This window comes from Streptomyces sp. NPDC102514 (assembly GCF_055584525.1).
Genome location: NZ_JBVJLW010000017.1, coordinates 59,532 through 81,465 on the forward strand (window position 1 = coordinate 59,532; position 21,934 = coordinate 81,465).

The 21,934-nt window shown below is 71.9% G+C and carries 24 protein-coding genes and 1 riboswitch; of the genes, 11 read left to right on the forward strand and 13 right to left on the reverse strand.

What is annotated here, in order from left to right; genetic code table 11:
- Positions 1-4: 4 nt before the first annotated feature.
- Positions 5-1,012, reverse strand: coding sequence for an ABC transporter ATP-binding protein (locus tag ACZ60E_RS35245; protein WP_469445883.1), 1,008 nt, complete (start codon positions 1,010-1,012; stop codon positions 5-7).
- Positions 1,013-1,213: 201 nt separating this feature from the next.
- Between ACZ60E_RS35245 and ACZ60E_RS35250 the strand changes: the two genes are divergently transcribed.
- Together ACZ60E_RS35250 and ACZ60E_RS35255 are read left to right on the forward strand one after the other, a co-directional pair.
- Positions 1,214-1,471: an antitoxin gene (locus ACZ60E_RS35250; RefSeq protein ID WP_384808582.1), complete on the forward strand. Its 258-nt coding sequence runs from the start codon at positions 1,214-1,216 to the stop codon at positions 1,469-1,471.
- Between the two features lie 115 nt (positions 1,472-1,586).
- Positions 1,587-1,925, forward strand: coding sequence for a fic family toxin-antitoxin system, toxin component (locus ACZ60E_RS35255; RefSeq protein WP_469446046.1), 339 nt, complete (start codon positions 1,587-1,589; stop codon positions 1,923-1,925).
- A 60-nt stretch (positions 1,926-1,985) separates the two neighbouring features.
- Here ACZ60E_RS35255 and ACZ60E_RS35260 read toward each other — a convergent pair whose 3' ends face one another.
- Positions 1,986-2,672: a class I SAM-dependent methyltransferase gene (locus ACZ60E_RS35260; RefSeq protein ID WP_469445885.1), complete on the reverse strand. Its 687-nt coding sequence runs from the start codon at positions 2,670-2,672 to the stop codon at positions 1,986-1,988.
- Positions 2,673-2,843: 171 nt separating this feature from the next.
- Positions 2,844-3,530, reverse strand: coding sequence for an esterase/lipase family protein (locus ACZ60E_RS35265; RefSeq protein WP_384808586.1), 687 nt, complete (start codon positions 3,528-3,530; stop codon positions 2,844-2,846).
- A 169-nt stretch (positions 3,531-3,699) separates the two neighbouring features.
- On the opposite strand from ACZ60E_RS35265, the gene ACZ60E_RS35270 reads away from it, so the two are divergent.
- Positions 3,700-5,907, forward strand: coding sequence for a helix-turn-helix transcriptional regulator (locus ACZ60E_RS35270; protein ID WP_469445887.1), 2,208 nt, complete (start codon positions 3,700-3,702; stop codon positions 5,905-5,907).
- A 399-nt stretch (positions 5,908-6,306) separates the two neighbouring features.
- Here ACZ60E_RS35270 and bioD read toward each other — a convergent pair whose 3' ends face one another.
- From bioD to bioB, 3 genes are read right to left on the reverse strand one after another with little or no spacing between them, the layout of a single operon-like run.
- Positions 6,307-7,029 (reverse strand): dethiobiotin synthase, encoded by a 723-nt coding sequence (bioD, locus tag ACZ60E_RS35275; RefSeq protein WP_384809039.1) that lies wholly within the window; start codon positions 7,027-7,029, stop codon positions 6,307-6,309.
- 1 nt (position 7,030) lies between these two features.
- Positions 7,031-8,359, reverse strand: coding sequence for an adenosylmethionine--8-amino-7-oxononanoate transaminase (locus tag ACZ60E_RS35280; protein WP_469445890.1), 1,329 nt, complete (start codon positions 8,357-8,359; stop codon positions 7,031-7,033).
- On the reverse strand, positions 8,352-9,560 hold the full coding sequence (gene bioB / locus ACZ60E_RS35285) for a biotin synthase BioB (RefSeq protein WP_469445891.1): 1,209 nt from the start codon (positions 9,558-9,560) through the stop codon (positions 8,352-8,354). The genes ACZ60E_RS35280 and bioB overlap by 8 nt, the downstream gene beginning before the upstream one ends.
- A gap of 243 nt (positions 9,561-9,803) precedes the next feature.
- Between bioB and ACZ60E_RS35290 the strand changes: the two genes are divergently transcribed.
- Entirely contained in the window at positions 9,804-10,976 is a 1,173-nt protein-coding gene (locus ACZ60E_RS35290; RefSeq protein WP_469445894.1) for an 8-amino-7-oxononanoate synthase, read from the forward strand.
- Here ACZ60E_RS35290 and ACZ60E_RS35295 read toward each other — a convergent pair.
- Both ACZ60E_RS35295 and ACZ60E_RS35300 read right to left on the reverse strand, forming a co-directional pair.
- Positions 10,957-11,193 carry a DUF397 domain-containing protein gene (locus ACZ60E_RS35295; RefSeq protein ID WP_384809031.1) on the reverse strand — a complete coding sequence of 79 codons (237 nt, stop codon included), beginning with the start codon at positions 11,191-11,193 and terminating at the stop codon, positions 10,957-10,959. The genes ACZ60E_RS35290 and ACZ60E_RS35295 overlap by 20 nt on opposite strands.
- A gap of 9 nt (positions 11,194-11,202) precedes the next feature.
- A complete protein-coding gene (locus ACZ60E_RS35300; RefSeq protein ID WP_384809029.1) occupies positions 11,203-12,072 on the reverse strand; it encodes a helix-turn-helix domain-containing protein in 870 nt (289 codons plus the stop codon).
- 260 nt (positions 12,073-12,332) lie between these two features.
- Between ACZ60E_RS35300 and ACZ60E_RS35305 the strand changes: the two genes are divergently transcribed.
- Entirely contained in the window at positions 12,333-12,776 is a 444-nt protein-coding gene (locus ACZ60E_RS35305) for an ATP-binding protein (RefSeq protein WP_384809028.1), read from the forward strand.
- 291 nt (positions 12,777-13,067) lie between these two features.
- Here the strand turns inward: ACZ60E_RS35305 and ACZ60E_RS35310 are convergent, their stop codons facing one another.
- From ACZ60E_RS35310 to ACZ60E_RS35325, 4 genes are all read right to left on the reverse strand, one after another.
- Positions 13,068-13,562 (reverse strand): DUF6328 family protein, encoded by a 495-nt coding sequence (locus ACZ60E_RS35310; protein ID WP_453793156.1) that lies wholly within the window; start codon positions 13,560-13,562, stop codon positions 13,068-13,070.
- A 197-nt stretch (positions 13,563-13,759) separates the two neighbouring features.
- Positions 13,760-14,233 carry a C40 family peptidase gene (locus tag ACZ60E_RS35315; RefSeq protein ID WP_107018777.1) on the reverse strand — a complete coding sequence of 158 codons (474 nt, stop codon included), beginning with the start codon at positions 14,231-14,233 and terminating at the stop codon, positions 13,760-13,762.
- Positions 14,234-14,236: 3 nt separating this feature from the next.
- Positions 14,237-14,392, reverse strand: a riboswitch (cyclic di-AMP (ydaO/yuaA leader).
- 378 nt (positions 14,393-14,770) lie between these two features.
- On the reverse strand, positions 14,771-15,079 hold the full coding sequence (locus tag ACZ60E_RS35320) for a hypothetical protein (RefSeq protein WP_384809024.1): 309 nt from the start codon (positions 15,077-15,079) through the stop codon (positions 14,771-14,773).
- A gap of 7 nt (positions 15,080-15,086) precedes the next feature.
- Positions 15,087-15,764 carry an ATP-dependent Clp protease proteolytic subunit gene (locus tag ACZ60E_RS35325; RefSeq protein WP_469445895.1) on the reverse strand — a complete coding sequence of 226 codons (678 nt, stop codon included), beginning with the start codon at positions 15,762-15,764 and terminating at the stop codon, positions 15,087-15,089.
- 69 nt (positions 15,765-15,833) lie between these two features.
- Between ACZ60E_RS35325 and ACZ60E_RS35330 the strand changes: the two genes are divergently transcribed.
- Positions 15,834-16,118 (forward strand): type II toxin-antitoxin system Phd/YefM family antitoxin, encoded by a 285-nt coding sequence (locus ACZ60E_RS35330; RefSeq protein ID WP_385837106.1) that lies wholly within the window; start codon positions 15,834-15,836, stop codon positions 16,116-16,118.
- 585 nt (positions 16,119-16,703) lie between these two features.
- On the opposite strand, the gene ACZ60E_RS35335 is transcribed toward ACZ60E_RS35330, so the two are convergent.
- Positions 16,704-17,741 carry an ABC transporter permease gene (locus ACZ60E_RS35335; RefSeq protein ID WP_469445897.1) on the reverse strand — a complete coding sequence of 346 codons (1,038 nt, stop codon included), beginning with the start codon at positions 17,739-17,741 and terminating at the stop codon, positions 16,704-16,706.
- Positions 17,742-17,863: 122 nt separating this feature from the next.
- Here ACZ60E_RS35335 and ACZ60E_RS35340 point away from each other — a divergent pair, with 122 nt between their 5' ends.
- From ACZ60E_RS35340 to ACZ60E_RS35360, 5 genes are all read left to right on the forward strand, one after another.
- Positions 17,864-18,499: a TetR/AcrR family transcriptional regulator gene (locus tag ACZ60E_RS35340; RefSeq protein WP_469445899.1), complete on the forward strand. Its 636-nt coding sequence runs from the start codon at positions 17,864-17,866 to the stop codon at positions 18,497-18,499.
- A gap of 204 nt (positions 18,500-18,703) precedes the next feature.
- The gene (locus tag ACZ60E_RS35345; RefSeq protein WP_469445901.1) at positions 18,704-19,006 is read left to right on the forward strand and encodes an urease subunit gamma; all 303 of its coding nucleotides are present in this window, start codon (positions 18,704-18,706) and stop codon (positions 19,004-19,006) included.
- 16 nt (positions 19,007-19,022) lie between these two features.
- Positions 19,023-19,334 (forward strand): urease subunit beta, encoded by a 312-nt coding sequence (locus ACZ60E_RS35350; RefSeq protein WP_469445902.1) that lies wholly within the window; start codon positions 19,023-19,025, stop codon positions 19,332-19,334.
- The gene (locus ACZ60E_RS35355) at positions 19,327-21,048 is read left to right on the forward strand and encodes an urease subunit alpha (RefSeq protein WP_384809014.1); all 1,722 of its coding nucleotides are present in this window, start codon (positions 19,327-19,329) and stop codon (positions 21,046-21,048) included. Before ACZ60E_RS35350 ends, ACZ60E_RS35355 begins: the two co-directional genes overlap by 8 nt.
- Before the next feature lie 74 nt (positions 21,049-21,122).
- A complete protein-coding gene (locus tag ACZ60E_RS35360; protein ID WP_384809012.1) occupies positions 21,123-21,797 on the forward strand; it encodes an urease accessory protein UreF in 675 nt (224 codons plus the stop codon).
- Positions 21,798-21,934 lie beyond the last annotated feature (137 nt).

Below are 21,934 nucleotides of genomic sequence, written 5' to 3' on the forward strand. Positions count from 1 at the left end.
TGCCTCAGTCCCTGTCGGGGGCGATGCCCTGGTCTGGAACGCTCTTGTGGTCGATGCCCTGCCCGCCCTGCCCGCCCTGCGAGCCCTGCCCGGGGACGCTCGTACGGTCGGATCCGGATGCGGGGTCGGACTCGTGCCCGGGGCCGGATTCGCGCTCGGGGCCGGACCCGCGCCCGAGGTCAGGACCGGGGCCGGAATCAGGGCCGGGGCCGGAGTCCCCCTCGGGCTCCGGCGCCCCGCGGCTCGTGTCGAACCTCTTCATGCGCTCCAGCACCGCGTCCGCCGTCGGCCGGGCCATCTCGTCCACGATCCGCCCGTCCCCGAGGAAGAGGACCAGGTCGGCGTGGCCCGCCGCGCCCGGATCATGGGTGACCATGACCACGGTCTGTCCCAGCTCGTCGACGGCGTCCCGCAGGAAGCCGAGCACCTCCAGGCCGGCGCGCGAGTCGAGGTTGCCGGTCGGCTCGTCCGCGAAGATCAGCTCGGGACGCGAGGCGAGCGCCCGGGCGCACGCCACCCGCTGCTGCTGACCGCCGGAGAGCTGTGCGGGCCGGTGCTTGAGGCGGTCGCGCAGACCGAGCTGGTCGATGACCTGGTTCAGCCACTTCTCGTCGGGCTTCTGGCCCGCGATGTCCATGGGCAGCGTGATGTTCTCCGCCGCGTTCAGGGTCGGGATCAGGTTGAACGACTGGAACATGAAGCCGATCCGGTCCCGCCGCAGCCGGGTCAGCTCGCGCTCCTTGAGCCCGGTGATCTCGGTGTCGCCCAGCCACACCTGTCCGGCCGAGACGGAGTCGAGCCCCGCCAGGCAGTGCATCAGCGTGGACTTCCCCGAGCCCGAGGGACCCATGACCGCCGTGAAACGGCCCCGCGCGATGTCCACGTCGACCGAGTCGAGGGCGAGCACGGCCGTCTCGCCCGATCCGTACGCCTTGGTCAGGCCTCGTGCGCGGGCCGCCGTCTCCTCGGGCCCCGTGCGCCCGAGGGCGTGCTCCGCAGCTGCTGTGGACAAGGCCGCCTCCCCGTGGTCGGACTCCGGTGTCCGCGGGCGAGCCTAGTGTGATGCGGGGCACACCCGGTATCCCCCCGAAGTGCCGGGTGTTCTCCGTCGCAGGTCGGTCACCTCAGGGTCCATGTAAGGGGCACCCTTAGGGGATGCCCGGGGGATCGACCCCTCTTGCCCTTGCTAGCGTTTCGGCGCTAGCTTCGAAGCATGGCTAAGACCCAGCTGAACGTGCGCGTGGACGAGGGCACCGCCCGGGCCGCGCGTGAACGCGCCCTGGCCCGCGGGATGAGCGTCAACCGCTACATCGAGGAACTGGTCAGACAGGACACCGGGGAAGCCGGCCACACCTTCGTCGAGGCCGCCGCCGACTTCATGAAGCAGTACGAGTCCGTCTTCGCCGAGGAGTTCGGTGCGGACCGGGGCGCGGACCGAGGCCGGGGCACGGACCGGGAAGGCCGTCGCTGAGCCCTTGAGCGAACCCAACGAACCGAACGAACCCAACGAACCCAACGAACCCGATGAGCCGTCCGAGCCCTTGAACGAACCACTGAACATCAGAGTCGACCTCGCCTGGCTCCTCATGGTCGCCGAGCACAAGACGCCGGGGGATCCGCAGGTCGTCGACTGGGGTGCCCTGGTCGCCGCGGTCGGCCGCCACGAGGCCGAGATCTTCGGCGTCCCCGTGTACGACAGCCCGCACGCCCGTGCCGCCGCACTGCTCCAGGTCCTGCTGCACGTCCCGGCGCTGGAGCGCTCCAACGCGATGTTCGCGATGGCCGTCGCGTACGCCTACCTCGTCGCCAGCGGCCTGAAGGTCGTCACCTCGCCCGAGCAGGTCCGCGACCTGGCCAGACTGGTCAAGACGGGCGAGGCGTCGGTGCAGGACATCGCGCGCGAGCTGCGCCAGTGGACCCTCTGAGCCCCACCGGCCGGCCGGCCCCGCCGCCGGAGCGGCTTGGCTTTGTGGGGTGGAGCGGCCTCAGGAGGCCGACGGGCGGCGAGCGGTGCCCAGCACGCAGTACGAACTGGGCGTGCGGGGCCCCTTCGCGGGCACCAACAGCCGCCGGTGAGGGCCGAGTTCGTACCCCGCGTCCCTGATCGCGCCGACCGGGTCCCGGCCCACATGGCAGCCGCCGAACAGCGGTGGCCACACCGTGCGGTCGAGGAGGCGCTGGCCGGCCGCCATCGCCCGGCCGCCGCCGCTGCCGTGCTCGAAGAAGCGCAGCTCACCGCCAGGGCGCAGTGCACGGTGGATCTCGGCCAGGGCCCGCGGCAGATCTCGTACGCTGCACAGCACCAGTGAGACCACGGCCCCGTCGAACGCCTCGCTCTTGACCGGCAGGGCCTCCGCGACCCCCGGCACCACGTCGACGGGCACCTCGGAACGGAGTGCCGCCGTCACGGCCAACTGCCGCAGCCTGCGCTCGGGTTCGATCGCGACGACCTCCGAGACCGTGCTCGGGTAGTGGGCGAAGTTCAGTCCGTTGCCCGCACCGATCTCGATGATCCGGCCGGAGAGACCGGCGAGCAGTTCCTCGCGGTGGACGCCGATCGCCGGCTCCGCCGCCACACTGAGCCGGGCGTAGAAGCGGGCGAACAGCGGATGGTGCACCGGAGTCGTGGACAGCGCGCCGGTCTGGGCGGTACTGGAGCCGCGCGATCGCATGAGGCCTCCCCCTGGGGCATGGACCTACCGCGATTGTCCCCCCGAAGGGCCCCGCTCACCCGTCCGCCGCCGCGCATGGCCGCCGCGGCCCGCCCCGCGGACGCCCGGCGCCCGCCCCGCGGCCCCGGTCGTGCGGGGCCACGGGACGGACTCGGACGTACGCGTGGGACGTCAGGCGATGAAGTCCCGCACCTGCTCGTAGACGCCGTAGTCGTTGTTCATGTCGGTGTGCGAGATGCATCCGACCTCTACATTGGTGGCGCCGCTGAGGATCGCGCTGGTGTCGGGGGTCAGGGCGTCGTCGCAGTTCGACCAGTAACTGGCGTAGGAGACACTGCCGGGTGTCTCGTCCCCCGAGTTGAGCGACGTCAGGAACGAACTGCCCGTGTACATCTCCGTGCACGACGTGTAGAGCCACGTGCACCAACCGGCGGTCGTGGTCCCGTGGTTGACGCCCGCCGTCGAGACGAAGTCGTCCACGTACGCCGTGCCGCCGAGATTCTTCAGGTAGTAGCGGGAGTTCAGCGCGCCCATGGAGTGGACGACCAGGTCGACCTTGGCCGCGCCCGTCTGGGTGCGCACGCTCTGGATCTTGGTGGCCAGCTGCTGGGCGGTCGTGACGTTCGACTGGCCCCAGTCGTACGACCAGGAGTAGAGCTCGGCACTCGTGTAGCCGTCGGCCTTGAAGTCGGCGACCCAGTCGTCCCAGCTGCTCGACGAACTGCTGAGTCCGTGGACGAAGACGACGGGGTTGTGGGTGGCGGCGTGGGCCGGGGAAGCGGGCAGGAACAAGAACATGAGCAGCGACGCGAGCGCGGCTGCGAAGACCGGGCCGGCCGTGCGAATGCGGCGGGTCATGACGCCTCCTGACGGGGGTGGGTTCGTCAGGAGTGTCCGGTGGGGTCTACGCGCGCCGCATCGGTGTAATCGCCGGTCTTTACGCACCACTTAACTCGCCAGTAACGTGAGTGCCGTGGTGACCTCGGTGAACCCCCCGCCTCTCCCGCACCCTTCGCCACCGCCCCTGATGAACGTCCCGCAACAACCGGACCACGCCTCGCGGCCCCCCACGCGAACACCGTTGTCCGAGGGCGTCCGGGTCAGGGTGCTGTGCGCCGCGCACGGTGATCCGCTCGCCGCGGCGGAACTCGCGGCCGTCCTAGGCGAGCGCCAACGCGCCGGTCTCGAACCGCTTCCGGCCGACCCCGTCGGTGCGCTGCCCGGCCTGCTGCGCTCGCGCCGCCCCGAGGTGCGCTCGCTCGCTCCGGCCACCCGGCGCCTGCTCCTGATCGCCGCCGCCGACCAGCACCCGTTCGCCACGCGCGCCTACCAACGGGCGGTCGCCGCCGCCCGGTTGGACACCGGCCCGCTCGACGACGCCGAGGCGGCCGGGCTCGCCCGCACGACCTCCGCCGGCGTCGTGTTCCGGGACCCCTGGACCCGTATCACGGCCTACGAGACCGCGTCCGCCGTCGACCGGCGCGAGACGCACCGCCTTCTCGCCCGGGTCCTGCGCGGCGAGGGCGAGGCGCCCCTGCGGTCCTGGCACCGGGCCGCCGCCGCGCTCGGCCCCAGCCGGCGCCTCGCGGCGGAACTGCGCACCTCGGCCCACGAGGCGCGCGCCGCCGGTGAACACTCCCTGGCCTGCGGGCTCCTCGAACGGGCGGCGGCCCTGACCCCGGACCCGCGCGAACGCCCACGCCTGCTGGCCCGCGCCGCCGCCGACGCCTGGCGCTCCGGCGACGGGGACCGGGCCCGCCGCCTGGCCGCCCACGGAGACGTCGACGTCGACGGCCTGAGCGGAGTGCTCGCTCTACGCGCGGAGAACGCCACGGAGGCGTTCGACGCGCTGCTCACGGCGGTGGAGCGGGGCGCGGCGCGCGGCGAGGAACGCGACGGGGTACGGGACGGGTCACGCGACGGGGCACGTGACGTCGACACCGCCGCGCACCTGGTGGCACGTGCCACCGAGGCCGCCGTCTACACCGGTGACCTGCGCCGTTGCCGGGAGGCCGCCGCCGTCGCCACCCGGCTCGGCATCGCCGTGCCCGGCACGCTCGGGGGACTGGCCGCGGCATTCGAGGGCCGGTACGAGGAGGCCCGCGACCTGCTCCGAGCGGCGGCCGGACGCCGCGGTCCCGGCGGCGACCCCACCGCGCTGATCCACTCCTCCATGGCCGCGCTGCTCCTCGGCGACCACACCCGCGCGGCGTCCGCGGCCGTCCGGGCCGCCGCCTCGGCCCGCGCCCTGGGCGAGCCCGCGACCGTTCCGCAGGCCATGGAGTTCCGGGCGTACGCCGAGTTCTGGACGGGACGCCCGCGATCCGCCGGGGCCGCCACACTGGAAGCCCTGCGGCAGGCGTACGCCACCGGGCAGGACAACGGGGCCTGTCACCTCCAGGCCGCCCTCGCCATGTTCGCGGCCGTCACCGGGGACGAGGAACTCTGCCGCGCCCGCGCCGAGGTGGCCCGCGCGCACGCCCTGGAGCACGGCCTCGGACTGCCCGCCGCGCTGGCCCTGTGGGCGCTCGCCTTCCTCGACCTCAGCACGGGCCGGTACGCGGCAGCCGCGTCCCGGCTGCGCGCGCTCGCCGGATTCGGCCCCGGGCACGGGCACCGGGCCGTCCGCCATCTCGCCACCCCGCACTACGTGGAGGCCGCCGTCCGCACCGGCGACACCCGGGTCGCGCGCAGCGCCCACGCCGACTACGACCGCTGGGCCCGGGTCGTGCGCAGCGCGGACGACCTCGCGCTGAGCGCCCGCTGCCGGGCCCTGCTGGCGACCGGGCACGAGGCCGCCGACCACTACCGGACGGCTCTCGACCTCCACGCGGGCGGCACCCGCGACTTCGAACGCGCCCGTACGGAGCTGTTGTTCGGCGGGGCGCTGCGGCGGCTGCGGCGGCGGACGGAGGCGCGGGACCGGCTGCACAGTGCGCTGGAGGCCTTCGAGTACTTCGGTGCGCCGCACTGCGCGGCCGAGGCGCGGGCGGAGTTGCGGGCGCTGGGTGCGCCGGTGCGGTCCTCGGCCGGTTCGCCCGGCATGGCCGGTCTGCTGACCGCGCAGCAGCTCACTGTGGCGCGGATGGCTGCGGAGGGGGCGACGAACCGGGAGATCGCCGCGCGGCTGCTGCTCAGTCCGCGGACGATCGACCATCACCTGCGCGGGGTGTTCAACCGCCTGGGCATACGATCCCGGATCGAACTGGTGAAACTCCTGACGCCGGAGGAGTAAGCACATCGACCGCGGGCCCGTTCCCCGGCTGCGGCTCCGGTGGGGGCCGTTAGCGCAGTTCCCCGCGCCCCTGAAAACCGTGTTCGTCTGCGGGCCGGTGGGGGTGGGCCCAAACGATTGCGCCGTTCCCCGCGCCCCTGGATGTGCGGGTTCGGTGGGGGTTGCTCGCGCAGTTCCCCGCGCCCCTCGGGGAGGGGCTGCGCCCCGTCCCGCCCAGGGGCGCGGGGAACGGCGCAGTCTTTTGTCTTTCGTCTTTAGGGGCGCGGGGAACTGCGCAGTCTTTTTGCTTTGAGCCGCACCCTGGACGCGGCGCCCAGCCCCGCTCCTTCAGGGGCGCGGGGAACTGCGCGAACGGCCCCCACCGGCCCGCACCCGCACACCGGGCCAAGCCCAACCAGCTCAGCCGGCCCCCACGCGCGCCGCCGCGAACCCGTCCGCGTCCCACGTCCCGCCCAGCCCCGGCGCCAGCCAACCCCCCACCGCCCCGCGGAACGCCGCAACAGGCCCCCGCCCGACCCCTTCAGGCAACGCGCCCAGCAACGGCGCATCCGCCACGACGGGAAGATCCAGGACGTTGCACCGCGACGCCAGATCCGGCTCGTCGGGCCAGCTGCCGATGACGACTCCGAGCAGTTCAACCCCGCGGGACCGAAGCTCCCGCGCGGTCAGCTCCGTCGTGTTGAGCGTCCCGAGCCCGGCGGACGCGACCACCACCACGGGCGCCCCCAACAGCCGCGCCGCATCCGCGAGCGTCCCGCCCTCGTCGTCGAACCGTACGAGCAGCCCGCCCGCGCCCTCCACCAGCACGAGGTCGTGCTCGGTGGCCAATTTGGCCGCGGCCTCCGCCACCTGTTCGGGCCGCACCGGCGCGAGACCGGCCCGCCGGGCGGCCGTGGCGGGCGCCAACGGCTCGGGATAGCGGGCGAGTTCGACGGCCGTGACCGCACCGGCGAGCCGCGCCACCTCCTCGGCATCGCCGGGCTCACCCGGCAGCACACCCGTCTGCGCGGGCTTGAGCACGGCCACCGACCGCCCGGCAGCGACGGCCGCCGCGGCCACCGCGGCCGTGGTGACGGTCTTCCCGACCTCCGTGCCCGTGCCCGTGATCACCAGTACGGTCATCTCAACCCTCCTGTGCCGCCGCGCACACGGCCGCCGTGATCCGCGCCAGATCGGCGTCCCCGGTGACGAACGGCGGCATCGTGTAGACGAGGTCCCGGAACGGGCGCAGCCACACACCCTCGCGGACCGCCGCCCGGGTCGCCGCCGCCATGTCGATCTCGTGGTCCAGCTGGACGACCCCGATGGCGCCGAGGACGCGTACGTCCCGGACACCGGGCAGTTCCGCCGCCGGTGCCAGCCCGTCCCGCAGGCCCGTCTCGATCCGTTTGACCTCGGTCTGCCAGTCCTGGCCGAGGAGGAGGTCGATCGAGGCGCAGGCCACGGCGGCGGCGAGGGGGTTGCCCATGAACGTCGGGCCGTGGGCGAGGACCGGTACCTCGCCCCGCGAGATGCCCTCCGCGACCCGCGGAGTGCACAGCGTCGCCGCCATCGTCAGATACCCGCCGGTCAGCGCCTTGCCGACGCACATCACGTCCGGCGTCACGCCCGCGTGTTCCGCCGCGAACAACGCCCCGGTACGCCCGAAGCCCGTCGCGATCTCGTCGAACACGAGCAGCACGTCGTGCGCGTCGCACGCCTCGCGCAGCACCCGCAGATACGCGGGGGAGTGGAACCGCATCCCGCCCGCGCCCTGCACCACCGGCTCCACGATGACCGCCGCCAGTTCGTCCGCGTGCCGCTCGATCAGCGCACGCAGATGATCGGCGTACGCCTCCTCGTACGCCACCGGGGGCGCGTCGGCGAAGACCTGGCGCTGGAGCACGCCCTGCCACAGCTCGTGCATCCCGCCCTCGGGGTCGCACACCGACATCGGCTGCCAGGTGTCGCCGTGATAGCCGCCGCGCCAGGTCAGCAGGCGCTGCTTGCCCGGACGGCCGAGCGAACGCCAGTGCTGGAGGCACATCTTGACGGCGACCTCGACGGACACCGAGCCGGAGTCGGCCAGGAAGACGTGGTCGAGCCCTTCCGGTGACATGTCGACAAGACGCTTCGCCAGTCGCACGGCGGGCTCGTGCGTGAGCCCGCCGAACATCACATGGCTCATTCGGCCGAGCTGGTCGCGCGCCGCCTCGTTGAGGGCCGGGTGGTTGTAGCCGTGGATCGCGGACCACCAGGACGACATGCCGTCGATCAGCTCGTCACCGTCACCGCTACTGTCACCGCCACCGGCCAGGCGCAGCCGCACCCCGCTCGCCGACTCCACGACGAGCGGTTCCTGCCGGCCCGGCATCGGCCCGTACGGATGCCACACGTGCCGCCGGTCGAGTTCGAGCAGCTCACGGACCCGATCGGCGGCCACGGCGGGGTCGGGCGGGGGCAGATCAGGCATTGGGCGCGAGATCCGTTCCGGCGCCCCGACGGCGTACCGAGACCAGGTCCGTACGTGCCTCGGAGCCCCGCGCGGCCTCCTGGACCAGCTCCTCGGGAGCCTCCTCCTGAGCGGTCGGGCCGCAGGGGCCGCAGCCGCCGCCCCCGTGCGAGCCGCACCCCGCGTCCGCGTGCGAGCCGCATCCGGCGTGCGCGGTGACCCGGTGCTCCGGGAGCGTCACCTCGCCCGTGCCCTCCACCTCGAAACCGGCGTCCGCGATCATGTCCAGGTCCGCCTGGCCCGCCTGGCCCTCACTGGTGAGGTAGTCGCCGAGGAAGATCGAGTTGGCGAGGTGCAGGGCGAGGGGCTGCATCGTACGGAGATGGACCTCGCGGCCGCCCGCGATCCGCACCTCGACGTCCGGGCAGACGAACCGGACCATCGCGAGGATGCGCAGACACCGCTGCGGGGTGAGGTTCCACTCCTTGGCGAGCGGGGTGCCCTCGAAGGGGATCAGGAAGTTGACCGGGACCGAGTCCGGGTCGAGGGCCCGCAGCGCGTAGACGACGTCGACGAGGTCCTCGTCGCTCTCGCCCATGCCCGCGATCAGACCGGAGCAGGCGGACAGACCGGCCGCGTGCGCCTTCTGGACCGTGTCCACCCGGTCGGCGTACGTGTGGGTGGTGGTGATGTCCCCGTACGTCCCCTCGGACGTGTTCAGGTTGTGGTTGTAGGCGTCCGCCCCCGCGTCGCGCAGCCGCTCGGCCTGGCCGTCCGAGAGGAGCCCGAGGCACGCGCACACCTCGACGCCCTCGTTCTGGTCCTTGATCGCCTTGATGGTGTCCGAGACCCGGTCGACGTCACGGTCGGTGGGACCGCGTCCGCTCGCGACCAGGCACACCCGCTTGGCGCCGCCCGCGAGCCCGGCCGCCGCGGCCTCGGAGGCCTGGTCGGGCTTGAGCCAGGTGTACTTCAGGATCTCGGCCTTCGAGCCGAGCCGCTGCGAGCAGTAGGAGCAGTCCTCGGGACACAGACCCGATTTGAGGTTGACGAGGTAGTTCAGCTTCACCCGTCGGCCGAACCACTGGCGGCGTACCTTGCCGGCCGCGGCCACCACATCGAGGAGTTCGTCGTCGGAGGTGGCCAGCACGGCCAGTGCCTCGTCGCGGGTCGGCAGCTCGCGCCGAAGCCCCTTGTCCAGCAGCGTGTTCAGCAGGTCCATGAGATCCGATCCTGGCCTATCCGACCGCGCCGGGCCAAGGAGGAACCAGACAACAGAGAGCGGTCGACGTGTGGGCATTGCCACACCATGGGTGGCTGGCCGTCCGGCTAGGGTCTGTGCGTTGCCTACAAAAGGCGGCTGTGCGTGGTCTGCACAAGGCAGTGGGGACGGCCGGGCGGAAAGTCGTGTGTCGGGGCCCCATGGGACACCCGCACCCACCCCTACCTCATGGCCGGAGGACACATGGCCCGATCGCCGTTCGAGTGGATCGACGAGCAGGCGAGGGCGCGCTCCCGGGCCGGACTCGTCCGTACGCTGCGTCCGCGCCCCGCCGACTCCCCGCTCCTCGACCTCGCCGGGAACGACTATCTGGGCCTGGCCCGGCACCCCGAGGTCACGGAGGGCGCCGCGCGGGCCGCCCGGACCTGGGGCGGCGGCGCCACCGGCTCCCGGCTCGTCAGCGGCTCCACGGAACTGCACGCGGAACTCGAACGCGAACTGGCCGAGTTCTGCGGCTTCGAGTCCGCCCTCGTCTTCTCCTCCGGCTACGCGGCCAACCTCGCCGCCGTCACCGCGCTGGCGCCGCACGGCTCGCTCATCGTCTCCGACGCGGGCAACCACGCCTCGCTGATCGACGGCTGCCGGCTCGCGCGCGGCACCACGCAGGTCGTCGCCCACGCCGATCCGGACGCCGTCCGCAAGGCGCTGGACACGCGGACCGGGCCCGCGATCGTCGTCTCCGACACGGTCTTCTCGGTGGACGGCGACGCGGCCCCGCTGACGGCACTGGCCGCGGCCTGCCGGGACGCGGGGGAAGCGGGGGAGGCGGGGGAGTCCGGCAGGCCGGGCGCGGCGCTGGTGCTGGACGACGCGCACGGTCTCGGTGTCATCGGCGACGGCGGGCGGGGTGCCGCGTGGGCGGCGGGACTCGCGGGCGCGCCCGACGTCGTCACCACCGTCACCCTGTCGAAGTCGCTCGGCAGCCAGGGCGGCGCCGTCCTCGGACCGGCCCACGTCATCGACCATCTGGTGAACGCGGCCCGCACGTTCATCTTCGACACGGGCCTGGCCCCCGCGGCGGCGGGCGCGGCCCTGGCGGCCCTGCGGCTGCTGCGCGGGGAACCGGAACGGGCCGCACGCGCGCGTGCGGTGGCCACCGCTCTCTACGAGCGCCTGACGGCCGGGGGTCTCGAGGCCGTACGGCCCGACGCCGCGGTCGTCTCCGTGCGCGCGCCCTCCCCGGAGCAGGCGTTGCGCTGGGCCGCGGAGTGCCGTGCGGCGGGTCTGGCCGTCGGCTGCTTCCGTCCCCCGTCGGTGCCGGACGGCATCTCACGGCTGCGGCTCACGGCCCGCGCGGATCTCACCGACCGGCAGGTCGAGCGGGCCGTCGGCGTGATCATCGAAGCGCGCCGATAAAGCCTTCCCAGGCCGCGGGCGCGAAGAGGAGGGCGGGCCCCGACGCGTTCTTGGAGTCGCGCACCGCGAGCAGTCCGGCCCACGGGCCGGAGTCCGGCCGGGCGGTCTCGACGCAGTTGTTCATTCCCGTGCTGCGGCTGCTGCGCCGCCACCGCACACCGTGCAGATGAGCGCTGGGGTGGGTGCTGGAAGGTACGTACCGAGGCGTGGCGGGCATGGTGCCTCCTTATGCGCCGTCAGCTACACCGGCGATGAAATCCAACGTGTCCTCGGGCGAAAGGGCCTGGCCCTGAAGGGAGGTGAAGGCCTCCTCGTACGACTGGAGGTCCTCTCTCTGTTCGAGATAAAGGCTACTCGTCAAGTGGTCGAGAACAACCACATCCAGATCAGATCTGTTCGTAAACGAAAAAATAACAAAGGGACCTGTGACTCCGATGTGAGCCCCAACTCCGAAGGGCAGCACCTGAATTCGCACGTGAGGGAGGTGCGCGGCCTCCCGCAGCCGGTCCAACTGCCGTGCCATGACCTCCGGTCCACCGACGGTCCGCCGCAACACCGACTCGTCCAGGACGGCACTCAGTCGGAGCGGTTTGTTCGAACGCAGCACCTCCTGGCGCGCGAGGCGCACCTTCACCAGCATCTCGACCAGAGCGTCGATCTTGCCGTCGGGTACCCCGTCCAGGGCGGCCCGTGTCACCGCGCGGGCGTACTCCGGTGTCTGCAGGAGGCCCGGCACCACGGAGTTCTCCAGCGTGCGCATCGCGCCCGCCTGCGCCTCAAGGCTGATGAAATCGCTGTACGTCGACGGCAGAAGGCCCCGGTAGGCGTGCCACCAGTGGTGCCGGCCGTCGCCGTCCGCGCCCGCCAGCACGACGAGCAACTCGTGCAGCTCCGGGTCCCGGACGTCGTACGCGTCGAGGAGTCGCCGCACGTCGGCGGGCTTGACCCCGCTGCGGCCGGTCTCGATCCGGCTCACCTTCGACTGGTGCCAGCCCACGAGGCGCGCAGCCTCGCCGCTCGTGAGGCCCGCGCGGGCGCGCAGGGCCCGCAGTTCGGCGCCGAGCTTACGTCGGCGCACCGCGGGGCCGTACTGCATGGCCGTCTCCTTCCGACCGTCGCGCAAGCGCTGCAGCGCCCGGCGTCACGCCGACGGTAGAGGACAAACCAGTTGCCCGCCCAAATACGGTCGACGGTCGCAGAGTTCACCGCTTCGAGCGACAGATATATGCATATCTTGGTGGATCGGCACCACGAACGCCGAGGTAGTGGCACTCTGGCGCAAGCACCAGTCCGGGACCGTCTCGAAGTCATCCGCTTCGGTCGGACCCCGGTCCCGTGGGAAAGGGACGACGTCGCATGGCAGACCACCAGGAAGCATCCGTCACTCTGCCGAGCGATCCCGCTTCGGTCTCCGTCGCCCGTACGTATGTCACCGACGTGCTGGCCGAATGGGGACTGCCGTCCGACTCGGAGACCGCCGACACCGTTCGGCTCATCGTCTCCGAACTCACCACGAACGCGGTACAGCACACCTTCGGACTGTCACCCACCTTCACGGTGGACATCGAACTCGACCGTGACGAACAACTGCGCATCGGTGTGACCGACAGCCACCCGCGCTTCCCGAAACGGCTGCCCGCCGCCGTCCAGCAGGACAACGGCCGGGGCATGGTGATCATCCGCTGGCTGACGGCGGAATCCGGTGGCAAGCTCTCGGTCCGCGCCACCAGCGAGGGCGGCAAGACCGTGTCGATCATGCTCCCCTGGACGGCCCCGGCGCAGCCGGTCCGGGCCGAGTAGGGCCCGCCCCGAAGAAGCGCGGGGAACCGCGCGCCCGGCCACGACGAGCCCGCGGACAACCCACACAGCACGAAGCACAACGCACCGGACGTCCGGCGGAACGCCTAGGACCTGTCCGGTCGATCACGGCGAAGGGAAGCTGCGGTGCCTTGTGGGCGCCGGTGAGCGGGGTGTGGTGCGTGCAGCTGCAAGGCGGAGGAGGGCGTCGACGCGGAGCGTCGGCAACCGACGACAACGCCGCAGATGTGCGTGCCACACCCCGCGTCTTCGCCGTGATCGACCGGACAGGTCCTAGACGTCCGGATTCTTGTCCGCGGCCCGCTTCAGCAGATACGGCAGGACCTCCCACAGCCCCACGCACAGGAGCAGAGTGGTCGCCCCGGCCACGATCCCCTCGGTGCGGTCCACCGCCACGTCCACGACGAGCAGCACGGAACCGGTGAGAGCGAGCGCGAGCACGGCCAGACCGATCTGCGCGAGCCGGGACGAGGCGTCGACGACCTGAGGCTTCGCGCCCTGCTGGAACAGCCGGCGGTGCAGGGCGGCGGGGGTGGTGAAGAGCGCGGCCGCCAGGACCGAGAGCAGCAGGGTGACGACGTACGTGGTGCGCTGCACGGTGTCGAGGGACGGGAACCGCGGGGTGAAGGCGAGCGTCAGCAGGAAGGCGAAGAGGATCTGGACGCCCGTCTGGGTGACCCGGAGCTCCTGGAGGAGTTCGAGGAAATTCCGGTCGGCGCGCTCAAGGCGGGTCTCGTCGCGCTCCTCGTGGTGGTGCGGATCGTCCATGAGTGAACGAGTAACCATTCAGCGCCCGAATTCACGCCTGAGGCCCCAGGTCCCTCACGGGCGTCGAGCGGGTCTCCCACGGGTGTGATGCCCGGAATCCTCACGGGCGGCGGGCCGGGCCCCTCGCGGGCCGTCGGGCCGGGTCCCTCACGGGGTGGCCGTGGCGATCCGAGCGCCAGGGCCACCCCGTGGGCGGATCACCTGACCCGGCCGTACCAGACGCTCTTGGTCCAGATCTTCTGGAGCTTCACCACGTCCCCGGTCTTCGGGGAGTGCCAGATCCGTCCCTTCCCGGCGTAGATGCCCACGTGGTAGACGTTCCGGCCCGAGTGGAAGAAGACCAGGTCCCCCTGCTTGCGGTTCGAGGAGGAGACGTGGTTCGTCTTGTTGTACTGGGCCGCAGCCGTGCGGGGCAGCTTCTTGCCCGCCTTCTTGAACGAGTACAGCGTGAGGCCGGAGCAGTCGAAGCGCTTGGGCCCCGTGGCCCCGTACTTGTACGGGGAACCCTTCTTGGAGGCCGCCACCTTGAGTGCCTTCGTCGCGGGGGTGGCCGCTTCCGCGTCGGACGCGAAGCCAGGGGCCACTATGCCGCCGCCTACGGCGGCGATGGTGAGAACCGATGCGGTACCGGCCCTGCTGAACAGCGACGGGACACGATTGAGCGCAGTCATGCGCAACCCTTCGTCAGCCGCCTGTGAAGGATGACCTGTCGGATTCGGGCTGGCGAAGTTGCCCGGCCGCGGCTGCGGCTTCACCCCAAGGGCCACTCGGATCTCTCCGGCGGCCCGTCATGCTCGGGTCCTCCACTCCTGCCGATGCACTTCTGTCGACCGGTCATCCGGGCAGCGGCAGGACTCGGCGTCCGCCCGGACCGCCCCGCCGCTTCTGGCGGGGGCTTGTCGTCGCAGGGATCTTGACGCACTGATGTCCCAAAAGCCGAGCGGAATCGGCGATTTGTGGGCTTACTCACCACTCACCCGTTCGGGTGGACAGCCCTTTCTACGGGTGGGCGTCGAGGGCCTCAAGGACCCCCGCACCAGCACCGGAATGGTTGATTCCGCCTCGGACGTACGCGCGTTGCGCAACTCCCGGGGGCCTGTGGGAGCAGCCTCGACTACGCCAACCGGGGGTACGCCTTCTGGTCCGTTTCAACTCCGGTGCGGACGCCTCGTCAAGTGCCTGCGTGAGGCCGGACCGGTGGGTGTACGTCAGGTGTCGGAGCCGGGCGGCAGGGCGACCCGGCCCGCTCTGCGCTCACCGTCGAGGACGCGCAGGGCCCGCGCCAGGGTTGCGGCGTGCAACTCGTTCTCGCCCCGCTGGTGCATCAGGGTCAGCGCGTCGCGCAGCGCGGTCGCCCTGCCGACCAGGGCCTGGGCCGCGCGCAGTCCGCGGTACGTGTCGCCGGAGTGCGCCGGGTTGATCCGGCCGAGCAGGTCGACCACCTCCAGATAGCGGTCGATCAGCTCGGCCTCGGCCCGCGTCAGGGCCGGCAGCGGGGGCAACTCGGGCGGAAGCATCGGCGGATCACCCCACGCCGGGTGTGTCGGACGTGCCTGATGCGTCGTCGGACGCGCCGAGGGCCGCCGTGCGGCTGGGGACGATCCGGTCGACCAGCCCGTACTCCAGGGCCTGGCGGGCGTCGAGGATCCTGTCCCGCTCGATGTCCGCGCCGATCCGCTCCCGGCTCTGCCCCGTGTGCCGGGCGAGCATGTCCTCCATCCGGGCGCGGGTGCGCAGCAGTTCGTCCGCCTGGATGGCCAGGTCGGACGCCTGACCCTGGACCGGCTCGGACAGGTACGGCTGACGGATCAGCACGCGGGCGCCCGGCAGCGCGTACCGCTTGCCCGGTGTGCCCGCGGCCAGCAGCACCGCGGCGGCCGACGCGGCCTGCCCGAGGCAGATGGTCTCCACCTCGCAGCTGACGTACCGCATCGTGTCGTAGACGGCCGCCATCGCACTGAAGGAGCCGCCGGGGGAGTTGATGCAGAGCGAGATGTCCCGGTCGGGTGCCTGGTACTCCAGGTGCATGAACTGCGCCATCACGTCGTTCGCGGACGTGTCGTCGATCGGCGTCCCGAGAAACACGATCCGCTCTTCGAGGAGCTTGGAGTACGGGTCCATGGTCCGCGTCCCCGAGCTGGTGCGCTCGGTGAACTCGGGCAGGACGTGGCGGGCGGACGGTCGGCTTGCTGGGCGGGTCACGGCACGCGCCTCCTCCGGGAGAGGTTCTGTAAAAAATGTACAGGACGTACATGACGTTATGATGGGAGCATGGCCTACGAGATTCCGGTGACGCAAGCCAGGGCTGAACTCGCCGACCTGATCAACCGCGTGGTTTACGGCGCGGAACGCGTCGTCGTGACGCGGCACGGAAAGCCGCTCGTCGCGCTGGTCTCCGCGGCCGACCTGGAACGACTTGAGAAGCTCGACGCGGTGGGGGACGAGCAGGTGATCAGCTCGGTGTCCGGGCTCCACGAGGTCGCGTCCGCGCCCGGCACGGGTGAACGCCAGCGGTTCGGGATCGCGGCGGAGCATCGGGGGCCGGGGGGTTCGTAGGCACGTTGCGGTTCGCGGGCCTGGTGGGGGTCGGTCGCGCAGGTTTGTTGCCGTCTGCGAGTCCGGTGGGGGCTGGTCGCGCAGTTCCCCGCGCCCCTGAGGCGGGTGAGCGCGCAGGTTTGTTGCCGTCTGCGGGTCCGGTGGGGGTTGACCGCGCAGTTCCCCGCGCCCCTGGGGTGGGTGAGGGTGCAGGTTTGTTGCCGTCTGCGGGTCCGGTGGGGGTTGACCGCGCAGTTCCCCGCGCCCCTGAGGTGGGTCGCGGTGGCGGCGGATGTCCAGTCCCCCGGGCCACCTTCGGCCGACGGGCCCGTAACTCCGCCGCCCACCTGACACGCTGCCCGGCCCCCACTCACCCAGGGGCGCGGGGAACTGCGCGACAAGCCCCCACTGCCCCGCACCTGACGGCGAACCCCATCCACCCCAGGGGCGCGGGGAACTGCGCGACAAGCCCCCACCGGGCCCGCACCTGACGACGAACCCCGCCCGCCCCAGGGGCGCGAGGAACTGCGCACCCAGGGGTGAAAAGGACCGTGCACCCCCGTCCGCTACTGCGGGAGTGCACGGTCCGTTTGTGGGGTGGGGCGCTCAGGGCGTGAGGCGCGCGGCGCCGCGCTTGAGCGTGCTGCCCAGCAACACCGCCCCCACCCCCACCACGGCCCACCAAACCAACGTCAGCGCCGGCCCAGCCGCCGCCCCGTCGAAGAAGGAGACCGAGCGCAGCAGCGACGCCCCGGCCCCCGGCGGCAGCCACTGGCCGATCACGCCGACCGGCGCCGGCAGCATCTCGGGCGCCGAGCTCGCGCCGGAGAACGGATTGCCGAGCATCATCACCACGAACGCCCCGAGCCCTATCCCCGGCGTGCCGATCAGCGCGGCGAGTCCCGCGACCGCGGCGCTCACGGCCAGCGTCGAGAGCGCCAGCGCCCCCGCCTCGGACCACCAGTTCCCGGTGAAGGCGCCGAGCCAGCTGCCCGCGATGAACGCGGCCACCGTACCGACCACCGCCGCCGCCCCGACCAGCGCGACGACCGCCCGCCACCCGCGCAGACCCAGCAGGGTCACGACCGCTCCCGCGGCGATTCCGGCCAGCGTCATGGGGAGCACGCTCGACGTCAGGACCGAGCCGCGCGGGTCGTCCGCGGAGGCCGGTACGACGTCGACGGTCTCCATCGGGGCGCCGTCCGCCGGTTGGGCCACGGCCTGCTGGAGCGACTGCGCGACGAGCGGGCTCGCCGCCGAGGCGGTGAGCAGCTTGGGGCCCTGCTCGGTGACGACGACCGCGCCGTATACGGTCCGGTCCTCGATGGCGTCCCGGGCGGCGGCCTCGTCCGCGTAGCGGTGGATCTCGAACGCGCCCTCGTGGGCCGCGAGTTGCTTCTCCATCTGGGCGGTCGCGGTCGCCGGACCCGCCACGCCCAGCGGCAGATCGTGGGGGGCCATGCGGGCCGCGGGCCAGGCGAAGGCCCACAGGGCGAGGGCCGCCAGGACCGGGACCAGCAGGACGACCGCTGCGATGTTGCGGCGGTGCGACGGCTGTTGGGAGGGCTGCTGCGCCGACGCGGCCGGCGTGGGTGCGGACGTGGTCGCAGGCGCGGGCGCGGGCGTAGCGGACGTGGCGGACATGCTTCTTTCCTCGATTCGGATGAGGGGCGCTAAAAAGAAGGATCGTTCGTTTTAGCTGTGCGCCCACTGTCTCGCCGGTGCCCGGGCTTGTCAAGAAGGAATGTTCGTTTTAGTTTGCGGATATGGCTCGCGTATCCCAGGAACACCTCGACGCCCGTCGCCGCCAGATCCTCGACGGCGCGGCCCGCTGCTTCGCCCGCAACGGGTTCCACGCCACGTCGATGCAGGACGTGCTGAAGGAGGTGAACCTCTCGGCGGGGGCCGTCTACCGCTACTTCAGCGGGAAGGACGAGCTGATCGCCGCGATCGTCACCGAGGTCCTCGGGGCCATCCGGGAGGCCTTCGAGGACGCGGCCCGGCACGCGCCGCCGCCGATGCCCGACGTGCTGGTGGGGCGGGTCATGACCCAGGTGCTCGGGCTGGGCGGTCCGGGCAAGCACGGGCTGACCTGGGAGGGGGAGGCGTCCTTCCCCCGGCTGATGGTGCAGGTCTGGACGGAGACCCTCCGTGACGGTGAGCTGTCGGCGCTGTTGCGGGAGGGGTTCGGATCGGTGCGGGACGCCTGGGTGAAGGTCGTGGAGGGGTATCAGGAGGCGGGGGTGATGCGGGCGGACGTTCCCGCGGAGCATGTTGCTCGGACGCTGATTGCCGCGGCGCAGGGGTTCGCTGCGCAGCAGGCGCTGTTCGGGACCGCGCCTGCGGAGGTGTTGCAGGACGGGTTGCGGGCGTTGATGAGTGTGCGGGTGCCGGGGCAGTGACCGTTTGCGCCGTTCCCCGCGCCCCTTCCGGAGCGTGGCGGTTAACGTGATTGAAACTCTGTCGAACTAGCCTGCAGCACCACGTCACCAGGGGTTTTCGTGGGTCGCGGTCACGGTGGGTTCGTACTGCGGTCGGATCCGGCATGGTGGCTGCGGCAGCCGGACCCCGCACGGTCCGGCGCGAGGACTGTGAGGTGGAAAGCCGTGCAACTGACGCCGCACGAGCAGGAGAGGCTGCTCATCCATGTGGCCGCCGACGTGGCCGAGAAGCGCCGGGCCCGGGGGTTGAAGCTGAACCATCCCGAGTCCGTCGCGCTGATCACCTCGCACATCCTCGAAGGAGCCAGGGACGGCCGCACGGTCGCCGAAGTCATGGCCTCCGGACGCAAGATCCTCACCCGTGAGGACGTCATGGAGGGCATCCCCGAGATGATCCACGACGTACAGGTCGAGGCGACCTTCCCCGACGGCACCAAGCTCGTCACCGTCCACGACCCGATCGTCTGACGGGGGAGCGGCAGCCATGATTCCCGGAGAGATTCTGTTCGCCGACGGGCCGGTCGCCTTCAACGAAGGCCTCGCCGTCACCCGGCTCACCGTCCTCAACGCCGCCGACCGGCCCGTCCAGGTCGGTTCCCACTACCACTTCGCCGAGGCCAACCCCGGTCTCGACTTCGACCGGGCCGACGCACACGGCAAGCGGCTCAACGTCGCCGCGGGCACCGCCGTGCGCTTCGAGCCCGGCATCCCCGTCGAGGTGGAACTCGTGCCGATCGCCGGCGCCCGTGTCGTGCCGGGGCTGCGCGGCGAGACCGGAGGACCCCTCGATGCCTGAGATCTCGCGTGCCGCCTACTCCGACCTGTTCGGGCCCACCACGGGCGACCGGATCCGGCTCGCCGACACCGACCTCCTGATCGAGATCGAGGAGGACCGCTCCGGCGGGCCCGGACGCGCGGGCGACGAGGCCGTGTTCGGCGGCGGCAAGGTCATCCGGGAGTCCATGGGGCAGGCGCGGGCGACACGCGCCGAAGGCACCCCGGACACGGTCGTCACGGGTGCGGTGATCGTCGACCACTGGGGGATCATCAAGGCCGACGTGGGCATCCGCGACGGCCGGATCACCGGCATCGGCAAGGCGGGCAACCCCGACACCATGGACGGGGTGCACCCGGACCTGGTCATCGGCCCGGAGACCGAGATCATCGCGGGCAACGGACGCATCCTGACGGCCGGTGCCATCGACGCCCATGTGCATCTGATCTGCCCGCAGATCGCCGACGAGGCGCTGGCCTCCGGGATCACGACCCTCGTCGGCGGCGGCACCGGCCCCGCCGAGGGGTCCAAGGCCACCACCGTCACCCCCGGCCCCTGGCACCTCGCCCGGATGCTGGAGGCGATGGAGCAGTACCCCCTCAACTTCGGGCTGCTGGGCAAGGGCAACACCGTCTCCGAAGAGGCGATGCTGTCCCAGCTGCGCGGTGGCGCGCTCGGCCTCAAGCTCCACGAGGACTGGGGTTCCACGCCCGCCGTCATCGACGCCGCGCTCACCGTCGCGGACCGCACCGGCGCGCAGATCGCCATCCACACGGACACCCTCAACGAGGCCGGGTTCGTGGCCGACACGCTCGCCGCCATCGCGGGGCGCACGATCCACGCGTACCACACGGAGGGTGCGGGAGGCGGGCACGCGCCGGACATCATGACCGTGGTCTCCGAGGCGCACGTGCTGCCCAGTTCGACCAACCCGACCCGGCCCTACACCGTCAACACCGCCGAGGAACACCTCGACATGCTGATGGTCTGCCACCACCTGAACGCCGCCGTGCCGGAGGACCTGGCGTTCGCGGAGTCCCGTATCCGGCCCACCACGATCGGCGCCGAGGACATCCTGCACGACCTCGGCGCGATCTCGATCATCTCCTCCGACGCCCAGGCCATGGGGCGCGTCGGCGAGGTCATCATGCGGACCTGGCAGACCGCGCACGTCATGAAGCGGCGCCGGGGCGCGCTGCCGGGGGACGGGCGTGCGGACAACCACCGTGTACGTCGCTATGTCGCCAAATACACGATCAACCCGGCCGTCGCCCAGGGCCTCGCCCGCGAGATCGGCTCCGTCGAGACCGGCAAGCTCGCCGACCTCGTGCTGTGGGAGCCCGCGTTCTTCGGGGTCAAGCCGCATCTCGTCGTCAAGGGCGGGCAGATCGCGTACGCGCAGATGGGCGACGCCAACGCGTCCATCCCCACGCCCCAGCCGATCCTGCCGCGGCCCATGTTCGGCGCGATCGGCCGGGCGCCCGCGTCCAACTCGTTCAACTTCGTGGCACCGATCGCCATCGAGGACGGGCTGCCCGAGCGGCTCGGGCTCGGGAAGCGGTTCGTGCCGATCGAGTCGACGCGCGGGGTGACCAAGGCGGACATGCGCGAGAACGACGCCCGGCCGCAGGTACGGGTCGATCCCGACAGCTTCGCCGTCACCATCGACGGGGAACTGGTGGAGGCGACCCCTGCGGCCGAACTGCCCATGGCCCAGCGGTATTTCCTGTTCTGAGCCGGCGTCGGGGGCTGCGTCGGCCCCCGGTACCGGTTCCGGCCCGTCAACGGCTCAGCGTTTCGAGGTTCGTCATGTCGCGTGCTGCTTTGCTCGTACTGGCCGACGGCCGGTTTCCCGCCGGAGGGCATGCCCACTCCGGCGGGGCCGAGGCCGCGGTCAAGGCCGGCCGGATCACCGGGGCGGCGGACCTGGCGGAGTTCTGCCGCGGGCGGTTGCACACGGCCGGGCTGGTGTCCGCCTCGCTCGCCGCCGCCGCGGCGCTCGGGCTCGATCCGGTGGAACTCGACGGGGCCGCGGACGCTCGTACGCCGTCGCCCGCGTTGAGGGTCGCCGCGCGCAAGCTCGGACGGCAGCTGATGCGGGCCGGGCGGGCGACCTGGCCGTCCGCCGAACTGGACGCGCTGGCCGGGCGGTTTCCCAAGGGCGCCCACCAGCCCGTCGTGCTCGGGGTGGTCGCGCGGGCCGCCGGGCTGGAACCGGAGGACGCCGCGTACTGCTCCTTGTACGAGTGTGTCAGTGGGCCGGCGAGCGCGGTGGTGCGGCTGCTGAGCCTTGATCCGTTCGATGCGACAGGGGTGTTGGCGGGGTTGGCGCCCGAACTCGATGTCGTGGCGGGGCGGGCGGTCGAGGCCGGGCGGTGTGCGGTCGAAGGTGGGGTGGGGGTGTTGCCGGCGGGGGGCGCTCCGCTGTTGGAGATCGGGGCGGAGGCGCATGCCGCTTGGGCTGTGCGGTTGTTCGCGTCCTAGGGGGTTCGCCCCCGCCGCCCCTACCCGTTCCCGTCCACGTATGGGGGCTTCGCCCCCTCGCCCCCCTTATCGCGCTTCGCGCTCGTCCTCAAACGCCGGACGGGCTGAGGGGGCGCGGGCGGGCCGAAAGAAACACA